The 9,750-nt window shown below is 45.7% G+C and carries 12 protein-coding genes; 9 read left to right on the forward strand and 3 right to left on the reverse strand.

Annotated elements, in window-relative coordinates:
• The first annotated feature begins 288 nt into the window (after window positions 1–288).
• The 9 genes from E3U47_RS24450 to E3U47_RS24490 are packed head-to-tail and all read left to right on the forward strand — an operon-like array spanning window position 289 to window position 7,853.
• Complete coding sequence (locus E3U47_RS24450) at window positions 289–1,047, forward strand: ABC transporter permease (RefSeq protein ID WP_134694143.1); 759 nt, start codon at window positions 289–291, stop codon at window positions 1,045–1,047.
• On the forward strand, window positions 1,044–1,781 hold the full coding sequence (locus tag E3U47_RS24455; RefSeq protein WP_134694144.1) for an ABC transporter ATP-binding protein: 738 nt from the start codon (window positions 1,044–1,046) through the stop codon (window positions 1,779–1,781). Before E3U47_RS24450 ends, E3U47_RS24455 begins: the two co-directional genes overlap by 4 nt.
• On the forward strand, window positions 1,774–2,532 hold the full coding sequence (locus tag E3U47_RS24460; protein WP_134694145.1) for a glycosyltransferase family 2 protein: 759 nt from the start codon (window positions 1,774–1,776) through the stop codon (window positions 2,530–2,532). The genes E3U47_RS24455 and E3U47_RS24460 overlap by 8 nt, the downstream gene beginning before the upstream one ends.
• Window positions 2,529–3,152, forward strand: a complete 624-nt coding sequence (locus E3U47_RS24465) for a phosphodiesterase (RefSeq protein WP_134694146.1) — start codon at window positions 2,529–2,531, stop codon at window positions 3,150–3,152. Before E3U47_RS24460 ends, E3U47_RS24465 begins: the two co-directional genes overlap by 4 nt.
• Window positions 3,149–3,784, forward strand: coding sequence for an HAD family phosphatase (locus E3U47_RS24470; RefSeq protein WP_134694147.1), 636 nt, complete (start codon window positions 3,149–3,151; stop codon window positions 3,782–3,784). The genes E3U47_RS24465 and E3U47_RS24470 overlap by 4 nt, the downstream gene beginning before the upstream one ends.
• A complete protein-coding gene (locus tag E3U47_RS24475; protein ID WP_134694148.1) occupies window positions 3,781–4,509 on the forward strand; it encodes a glycosyltransferase family 2 protein in 729 nt (242 codons plus the stop codon). The genes E3U47_RS24470 and E3U47_RS24475 overlap by 4 nt, the downstream gene beginning before the upstream one ends.
• Entirely contained in the window at window positions 4,506–4,826 is a 321-nt protein-coding gene (locus tag E3U47_RS24480; protein WP_134694149.1) for a hypothetical protein, read from the forward strand. Before E3U47_RS24475 ends, E3U47_RS24480 begins: the two co-directional genes overlap by 4 nt.
• Before the next feature lie 32 nt (window positions 4,827–4,858).
• Window positions 4,859–6,817: a WavE lipopolysaccharide synthesis family protein gene (locus tag E3U47_RS24485; protein ID WP_134694150.1), complete on the forward strand. Its 1,959-nt coding sequence runs from the start codon at window positions 4,859–4,861 to the stop codon at window positions 6,815–6,817.
• Window positions 6,818–6,830: 13 nt separating this feature from the next.
• Window positions 6,831–7,853, forward strand: a complete 1,023-nt coding sequence (locus E3U47_RS24490; protein WP_134694151.1) for a WavE lipopolysaccharide synthesis family protein — start codon at window positions 6,831–6,833, stop codon at window positions 7,851–7,853.
• 90 nt (window positions 7,854–7,943) lie between these two features.
• Here E3U47_RS24490 and E3U47_RS25570 read toward each other — a convergent pair whose 3' ends face one another.
• The 3 genes from E3U47_RS25570 to E3U47_RS24510 form a co-directional block, all read right to left on the reverse strand.
• Window positions 7,944–8,084, reverse strand: a complete 141-nt coding sequence (locus E3U47_RS25570) for a transposase domain-containing protein (protein WP_134694152.1) — start codon at window positions 8,082–8,084, stop codon at window positions 7,944–7,946.
• Window positions 8,085–8,244: 160 nt separating this feature from the next.
• Entirely contained in the window at window positions 8,245–8,436 is a 192-nt protein-coding gene (tnpB, locus tag E3U47_RS25575; protein WP_372239553.1) for an IS66 family insertion sequence element accessory protein TnpB, read from the reverse strand.
• A gap of 216 nt (window positions 8,437–8,652) precedes the next feature.
• Window positions 8,653–9,594: an NAD-dependent epimerase/dehydratase family protein gene (locus tag E3U47_RS24510; RefSeq protein WP_256660337.1), complete on the reverse strand. Its 942-nt coding sequence runs from the start codon at window positions 9,592–9,594 to the stop codon at window positions 8,653–8,655.
• Window positions 9,595–9,750 lie beyond the last annotated feature (156 nt).

The raw sequence follows: 9,750 nt of genomic DNA on the forward strand, positions 1-9,750 counted from the left end.
TACTACAGGCGGCCCCTGACTGGGGAGGTCCCGAGTCCATTGGCCAATCTGCTGGCTGGTAGAGCAAAAGGGAAGACAGTTTTTCCGAAAAAGGCCATAATTCCGCTAAGGGATATAGCCAGCCTCTAGCAGGCTGGAGCTGTGACGTGGAGTTGCATGCAAGACGGGAAGGCTCGACAAAGCCTAGCACGCCAAATGCACTCAAGATCTACACACTTTCCCTACGGGACTCGCGGATAGGCAGTTTCGCGATATTTCTATATTACCGATGGGCTGCGGAAGGCGCGAATGAGCAGGGCGAATTTTGATCTAGTGGCAAACTTAGTCAAGAAAGATATTAGAGTCAGATATATGGGGTCCGCACTAGGGTTCTTGTGGTCCCTAGGTAGTCCATTGCTGACAACCCTGACCTTTTTAGTTGTCTTTAAGTTCATATTTTCGAATCCCGATCCTAAGTATGTTCTTCATTTGGTCACAGGGATACTGCATTGGACACTTTTTTCTCAATTAGTACTCCAGAGCTGTGATTGGCTGTACGGAAACGGAAATCTTATAAAGAAAATTAATTTCGACCGTGTTCTCTTGCCCGTTGCAGGTGCAGGAACAGTTCTGATATTCTGGCTGACCTCCCTCGCGGTTTATATGGCGGCATTTTTGCCTCTTGGTGGCTCGCTCTCTTGGTCAATGCTATATTATCCCATTGTATTTATAGGTTTTTTATCTTTCGCACTGGGTATCAGCTTAATTTTTTCCGTGCTCTATGTGAAATTGCGGGACATAAAACATCTAGTAGAAGTTTTGATGCCAATCCTATTCTGGCTAACCCCTATCGTTTGGCAGCCTGAGGCATTGACTTCCGAGGTGAGATCTTGGATTGAACTTAATCCTTTGAATGTTTTTTTTGACGCTTTTAATAGCATCCTCTATGCCGGGATTTCTCCGAGCGTTCAGGCTCTAGCCGGGTGCCTTCTTCTTGGTCTGACGGTGTTGGTTTTCGGATTTGTAATCTTCCGTAAAGAAAGTAAAACCATTGTAGAAGAATTATGACTACTTCAATTATAAATGTTCAGGATGTCAGTAAGATATTTACACTCCACCACACACCGCATAGGACGCTAAAACAGCGCGTAGTAGGCGTGTGGGATAAGCGAAGCCGTCTGACCTCTGAAAAAATTAAGGTGCTAGACAGCATTTCCTTCCAGTTAGGGACGGGCGAGTCTTTGGCATTGCTGGGGCATAATGGATCTGGCAAAAGCACACTGATGCAGTTGCTCGCAGGTGTCATGCTTCCAACGAGCGGATCTATTGCAGTAAAAGGCCGAATTGCACCTCTTATCGAACTTGGCGTAGGTTTTCACCCGGAGTTGACTGGGCAGGAAAACATCTATCTCAATGCCTCTCTTTACGGATTAACAAATAAAGAAACCCGAGAAATATATAGCGAAGTAGTAGAGTTTTCAGGGTTGGGTAAGTTTATTGACACCCCTGTAAAACACTATTCTTCCGGCATGTACATGAGACTAGGTTTCTCTATTGCGGTTCATGTCCGGCCAACAATATTGCTAGCAGATGAAATATTGGCAGTGGGTGACTCGGAGTTTCAGCAAAAATGCTTTGAGCGAATCCGTTCAATGCAACAAGACGGGATGAGCCTGATTCTCGTAACCCACAATGATCATCAAGCACAGCAATTTTGCGCACGCTATATGCGTTTAGACCATGGAAGAGTGGTAGCGGAAGGTGTGTTTGAAGATAATCAAAAAGGAGTTAACTATGCTTAACATCGTCATACCCATGGCGGGTGCTGGGAGCAGATTTTCCAAAGCCGGGTACGTTGATCCAAAGCCATTAATCAAAATTCACGGCGTACCGATGATTCGGGTTGTTATAGAGAATCTACGTCCAAAATGCGAGCATCGTTTCATATTTATCGTTCAGCGAGAGCATGCAAGTAAGTATGCTCTCCAAGAGAAGCTAAAAAGGTGGGCTTCTGGGTCAATTGTAATTGAAATCGATGGCGTAACAGAAGGGGCAGCATGCACAGTGCTTGCTGCAAAAGAATACATTTGTAACTCGTCACCCCTTATGATTGCAAATAGTGATCAGTATGTTGATTGCGATATTGATGATTATCTTTCCAGGATTGATAGTGAGGGGCTGGATGGTTTGATCATGACTATGAGTGCTGATGATCCTAAGTGGTCCTATGTGGGGTTCAATGCCAATGGAAGTGTCAGTCGCGTCGTAGAAAAAGAAGTCATCTCTGATGAGGCAACTGTTGGAATTTATAATTTCCGACATGGCGAAGAGTTTGTCAGGGCTGCTGAGGCAATGATCTTGAACAATGAGCGGGTGAATGGCGAGTTTTATGTTGCCCCCGCTTATGACAAAATTATAAGTGGCGACAAGAAAGTAGGTGTTTACAATATCGGCTCTGAAGCTGACGGGATGTATGGTCTGGGTATCCCAGCCGACCTAGATATTTTCTTAGCACTACCACTTTCAGTAAAAGCTGCTCAGGTCCAGTTATGATTATCATGTCCCATAGAGGGTACTGGAAAGCAGAAACAGAAAAAAACCAAGAAATTGCTTTTAATCGTTCCTTTGAGCTTGGTTATGGTACTGAAACTGACGTTCGAGACTGCGGTGGATTATTGCTGATATCTCATGACATGCCATCGGGTAGCGAAATTACACTAGATCAGTTCTTGTCCATAGTAAATAACCGGGCTTTACCTCTAGCAGTCAATATAAAAGCCGACGGCTTAGCAAATGTGCTTAAGGTAGCGTTTGGTAAGTATCCCGATTTGGATTGGTTTGTTTTTGACATGTCCATACCAGATACAAAAGCTCATCTTAACGCCGGAAATCCAGTCTTCATAAGGATGAGCGAGGTTGAGAGGATACCTGCTTGGGTGGATCAAGCACGTGGTATTTGGCTGGATGGTTTCGATAGCGTCTGGTATGACAATGCGCTGATATTAGAGATGCTTCATAGGAATAAAAGAGTTTGCATCGTCTCGGAAGATCTGCATAAGCGGAATCCCTCTAAGCAATGGGAAATGCTATCTCAAATATCCTCTGAGAATTTTATGCTCTGCACTGATTTTCCAGAGGAAGCAACTGAGTTTTTCTTCGGAGAACCAAAATGATTAGAGCTGTAATTTTTGACATGGACGGAGTTCTGGTTGAGGCAAAAGACTGGCACTATGAGGCGCTGAACCAAGCACTCAGGCTATTTGGTCATGAAATTAGTCGTGATGAGCATCTCACAACCTATGATGGGCTGCCTACCTCAACCAAACTCGAAATGCTAACATCCCAACGCGGACTGCCAGCAGGTCTGCACAAGTTTATCAATGAGATGAAGCAAATATATACGATGGAGCTGGTCCACACACAATGCAAACCTTTGTTTGTGCATGAGTATGCCCTGTCAAAACTTAAAGCGGGAGGATACCGGCTGGCCGTTGCTTCTAATTCAATAAAAAATACAGTTGTAATGATGATGATGTACACTCATCTCGACCAATACTTGGACTTTATGCTTTCCAATGAAGATGTTCAAAGGCCAAAACCTTTTCCTGATATTTACGCTAAAGCCATTGAAGACTTGGGGCTGAAGCCGCATGAATGCCTTGTTGTAGAAGACAATGACAATGGCGTCCGCGCAGCCACTGCGGCGGGAGCGCATGTCCTAGTCGTTAGAGAAGTGGCTGACGTGAATTTGGAAAATATTATGGCTCGGATTAAAAAGATCGATGCTGGCGAGGCCGATGCATGAATATTCTAATTCTTTCAGCAGGCTCATCTCATGGTGCCGGTGGGGATGACTACCCAAGCTGCCTTGCCGAGGTAAACGGTATTCCTCTATTGCAACGCTTGGTGTCGGAGAGTGCTGGCCTAAATCCAGAAAAAATTATCTTCGCTTTTCAACAAGCTCAAATTGATAAGTTCCACTTGGATCACGTTGCGCAGCGCCTGAGTGATCGAGCTGAAGTGTTTGGTGTGAGTGAGCGCACTCAAGGTGCTGCGTGCACTATTCTTTCAGGCGTTCACCATATAGATAATGATCAAGAGCTTCTGATCATGAACGCTAACGAACTGGTTCGTGCAGACCTTGTAGAAATTGTTCAATCATTCCGTGATCGTAAGTTAGCAGCTGGCACAATCACATTCCCCTCTGTGCATCCGCGCTACTCCTATGTGAGGCTCGGTGATGCAGGACTCGTGACTGAAGCAGCTGAAAAAAACCCAATCAGTAACAACGCAACGGGAGGGATTTACTGGTTCGCCAATGGTGCATTATTTGTCCAGTGCGCAATGTCGATGATTCGTAAAGATGCCCGCGTCAATGGCAAATTCTACATCTGCCCAGTTTTTAATGAAATTATTCTAAAGGGCTTTAAGGTCGGCGTCTTTCCTATCAATAGCGATCAGTACACACCATTGAAAACTGAACGTCAGTTGGAGGCGTATGAAGTAAGTGCAGGAAGAGGTAGCGCATGAAAACCTTTAAGCTGGATGATATGACCCGTGGGTGGTTTGTCGGAGCTTTCAACCCGACAAGCTTTGCCACCGAAGCCTGTGAAGTTGGTTTGAAGCGTTACACTGCTGGTGACTACGAGGCATCTCATTATCATAAAGTTGCAACCGAGATTACTCTAATCGTTGAAGGGCGTGTCCTTATGAATGGGATAGAGTACTCCTCAGGGGACATCATAATCATTGAGCCCGGCGACATGACTGACTTTCGAGCGCTGACGGATACTGTTAATGTTGTGGTAAAGACCCCCGGCGCCTTGCACGATAAATATATTCCGTGATATCTGGCATGATCTATGAAGAGCTTTGATTTATGAAGATTGATTCCTCGGAGATCTCTGTAATTATTCAGGGGCCTATTGTCCATAGAAGCTATAACTATGGGCGGCAGTCAATAACACAAGCTGCGGTAAATAGCGTTCGACTTCTCCTTCCTGATGCTGAAATTATAGTATCGACTTGGGCAGGGGAGGAGCCGCCTTCACCTCTCATTGATCTATTCTTAGAAAATCCCGACCCGGGTGCACAGAAGGCGAGCCCAGAGTCGTTAGCCAACAATGTTAATCGGCAAATTGTAAGTACTGTCGCAGGGCTAAAGCAGGCTACTCGCAAGTACTGCTTAAAGTTGCGCACGGATATTGTTCTAAAATCCATAGACTTTATAGAAACCTATAGCTCCGATAAATTCAGTCGAACAAACTATAGTTTGTTCGAGCGCAGAATAGTTTCTAATAATCTCACGTCGCGCAACCCAGTTCGCTACTATCAGGCCACGCCATTTTTCAATTGGAAGTTGCTCTTCCATATATCGGATCATGTGCATTTCGGGCTGAAACAAGACATGCTGTTGCTGTGGGATCTCCCATTGCAAACTAAAAGTGAGGCTGAGTATTTTGTTGAGCGCGTTCATCCAGAGCGCTTTCGCCTTAACGAAGAAGCTCGCTTGGCGCCCGAACAATACATTGCTGTAAACTGCTTTAAAAAGTCTTTCGACATTGATTTGATTGACTATGCTGACTGGGATGCAGAGAAAGAGAAAGAGAGTGAAGCGCTGCTGAGATCTAACTTTATTTTCCTCGAGGATCAAAAGTTCAGCATTGCATTTCCAAAATATCACTCTAAGCACGAAAGCCGTTTTGAATCAATTCGTTATAATAGAGCCGACGCTCATGCTACGCCGACGAGTAAAATATCCCCTCTCCCTACAAAGGGAAGAGTATCAAAAGTCTCAGTTGTTATGCCTGTGCATAACTCCTGGCCTTACTTCGAAAATTGTGTTGAGTCGATTCTCTCTCAGAGCTACACCAACTTCGAGCTTGTTCTAGTTAACGACCACTCCACACAATTTGAACTACTAGCATATCTCGAAAAACTCGCGGCTTCTGATTCCCGGGTCCGCGTCATAGATAGCAAAGAGAAAGGTGCAAACAAAGCGCGTAAATTAGGTATCAGTTCAGCTGAAGGTGATTACCTATTAGTCATGGATTCTGACGACTTACTTGATCATGACGCTATTCAAATGCTGGTTTCATCGGCAGAAAAATACAACTCAGACGTTGTAGTATTCGGCTTCGAGGTTTTTGATACTCTCTCTGAAAACATTGTATGTTCTTATACGCCGCACATTAATAAAGAACTTCGCTGGTACCGTGCAGACAAAGCAAAAAATGTTACCAGCATAACGGCTGGGTTTAATCATACATTCTGGGTGCACTTCTTTAGGCGTGGTGCAATGGATGTTAGTACTCTCTCGTTGAACTTGAAGTACTATGAGGAGCTACCGGCTATCGCCTCCCTTTACAGCGATAGCAATATATTTTCTTTTGTCTGCGCCCCTTTATATAGATACCGAGTAGGTCAGTCGGGGCAATTGACCTCCGCTTGGAGCGATGTTGATCGGGAGAAGAAACTGAAGGACCTTGCTCACGCAATTAAAATCTGCATAGAAAACTCTCCCGCGCACTCTCCTGCCCAAAACTTTATCCGCCAAAAAGCTTTTGGTATAATAGTTGCCGAGATAGGGCACTCGGAAGGAACCGATCGCTTTAGCCAGAGCGAATCTTATGAGCTAATCAAAGATGCTGCGAGAAGTGCGCTGGGTGCGCCTAAAACCTGGCTCTTAAAGGCAGAAAAAAAGCGCCTGCTCTACCTCTTAGCGCTATCCAATCTGAATAGGAAGAATTTTGGCCGGGCCCTGAATCTATATCGTCGCATCCATGGATTTGTTTACCATATGGCCATGGGTATCTTGACGCTAATAGGGCATCGGTGAGTAGATCTTTCATATGAGTGCAAAGGTCCCCTCCAAAGATATAAGCGTTGTCATCCAAGGACCGCTCTCGAGCGCCTTGGATGGAGCAAATGCTACAGTGCAGTCTATTAGGAAATTTTTGCCATATGCAGAAATAATCGTATCTACTTGGGAGGGAGAGGACACTTCAGACCTTTCGTCTATAGATCATCTGATAGTTACAAAACAGCCTGCCCCGCTAGTGGAACCGCTAGGCAATGTTAACAATGTAGCGAGACAGATGGTTTCTACATTGACGGGTATTCAGCGATCCACACGCCCGTTTGTTTTGAAAATGCGTGCAGACCACATACTATTAAACGATAATATTTGCATTAGGCCTGAACTAACATCGAAACACGAGACCCTTGCTTTTCTGTCGCGAAAAATTGTAGTCACCAGTTTGTTTCTTCGGAATCATCTAAAAATTCCCTTCCTGTTCCACATTTCTGACCTGGTTCAGTTTGGCACTAAAGAGGATATGGCTAGTTTCTGGGGGGGCGATCTGCCTGATGTCGCTTCGCTGCTTCAAGGAAACAGGTCAACTCGAGTTAGAGTTTTCGGAAACTTCTCGGGAAATACCTCTTTTCGTGAAACGCCAGAGCAAACCTTAGTCAGGCTCTGGCTTGCCAAAGAGGGGATGAATATCTCGCTGAGTTATCCTTGCGATACGAGTTATGAGCTTTTTTCATTATGGGAAAAAGTACTGGTGGAAAATTTTCAGCTGCTTGATTATTCGAGCGCCGGTATTGTATATCCGCCTCGTTTTTTATCCGCGTTCTTAGGGCCTGGGACCGTATTGACTGCGCATGAGTTCCAGGTTATGCAGCGCGATCCTGGGAGTAGAAGAAGATATCTTAAAGTTCTATTTTCTAAATATATTAAGTGCTGGGGAATGCCGCGCTACTGGATAGCTACCGCAAATGTTATTTTGTCTGGACTCACTCCTGCTTTGGCAGCAAAAATCCGCATATGGCTTCGTTCTAAACTAGGGCTTACTCATCCGGATAGGCGCTGAAATAGAAAGTCCTAGCCAGAAACTGGGACTTTTAATAGGGCTTCTGGAAATGCTCCATAAATCCCACCTGACGAACGATGGACAGCGCACTTAGCTGTGTATTTGAGGTGTAAAATTCCACGGCAGTAGCACTTCGTATTCTTCCCTTGAGGACGACCGCGGCAGGCGTTCCGGTGTGTGGCGCAGCCACGCATAGGGTTCTCGATGGTTAGCTTTAGTCGTTGCTACCACGCTTTAAAGTTGTTCGCTGGTTTCTTCATCGATGGCACGTTTGCACCAGCCGCAAGCGCAGGTCAGCTCATGGATAACTTCGATACGCGGCAAATCAGCCGGCAGCGTCTTTAGCTTGCCACGGCGTTTGATCCGCTCAACCACTTCTTCGTCTCTAGCCTCATCCAAGGATTAGGCCAGGCTTTCCGCTTCGTCGACGAGTGGTAATTGCGGTGTCGGCGATGTCAATCGGATCGGGGGAGGTTTTGAACCGTTTGGAGCCCAAGCGCTTGAGCCACAGGCCGAAACCGTTGCGTCCCCAATACAAGATCTTCACGCGGTTGCGCGGCTTGTTGAGGAAGACGAAAAGCACCGGTCGAACACCTCCGCCTTGATATCTAGTTTGACCAGTGCGGCTAGGCTATCGATGGATTTTCGAAAGTCAACAAGCTTGGGGTAAAGGTACACTTTTCGACTTTGGTGCCGGGTCGCATCATGGCAGGCAGGCTCCAGAAAGAAATCAGGAGCACAGCAACGGGGATCAGCTTAGCGCTTTGGATCTGGGGTTCATGGAGCGCTTACGAGCATCTTAGTTATTATCGATGTTATACTTATAGCCCGAAAGTATGAGTAGCTCCTTAGGGTCGGATTTTGGGGTCCATCCTAACAGCCTGGTTGCCTTCGCGCTGTCTATAATTAGAGATCCAAATAGTTGGTTATGTGCCCGTTCTTTTCGCAGTAGTCTAGCAATCCCTCTAGTTAAATCAAGAGGGATTGGAAGTAATACAACCTTCCGTCCCATGCCTTTGGCAAGCAGTTCTATCAGCTCTCGGACTGATATTGTTATGTCTGAAATTACAAATGTCTCACCCATCGCGCCTGGATGAGTGGCGCAAGTAAAAATAAAGTCAACAAGATTATCCAGGCTAATCAAGCTTCGGACACTTCTGGTGTTTCGAAAGGGTAGAGCTGGAAATGTCTTTACAGCGCGCAGGAGTCGGTTAAAGTTTCCCGGCGCATTGGCGGAAAATACTAGTGGAGGCCTTATGATGGTTAGCGACGTACTACTAGGCTCCAATATTTCTGCCAGTACCTTCTCAGCGGTGAGTTTGCTCTTTGCATATGTTGTTTTTGGGTTTGTGTTTGAGGATTCGGAAAATAAAACACTTGTGCTTGTGTCGCCTATTACACCGATAGAGCTAATAAATATGAATTGCCTGACGCTTAATGCAACTGACAGTCGTGCTAAGCTTGCAGTTAGCGCCACGTTTACAAAGTGAAATTCTTCCTCCGCATATTTATCATTGCCGTTTAGTATGTGAGCCCTTCCGGCCAGGTGAATGACTGCATCTGACCCTCTGACTTTTTCTATTATCCGGCTTTCGACAGCAGAAAAATCAGACTCGTACTCCTGGAGGGCACGACAATCATCTCGGCTGAGCAGTTTGACATCAATGCTTTGTTGTTCGGATAACATAGCTGTCAAAGCTTGGCCGATGTAGCCCGTCGCCCCCGTTATACAAATCTTCATACTCTCTCCGCGCGGTTTCCACCTGGAATACTAGCGCCCAACAATTTCGTTGTCCATTAGTAAGAGTTCCTCACTCTCACATCCAAAGCACCTGCGTACCCTGCTACGATGCCTCCTGGCGCTAAATGCGAAGAGTCGTAAGCTCTCCATGTAGTG

The organism is Pseudomonas sp. RIT623 (assembly GCF_004519305.1).
GTDB lineage: Bacteria > Pseudomonadota > Gammaproteobacteria > Pseudomonadales > Pseudomonadaceae > Aquipseudomonas.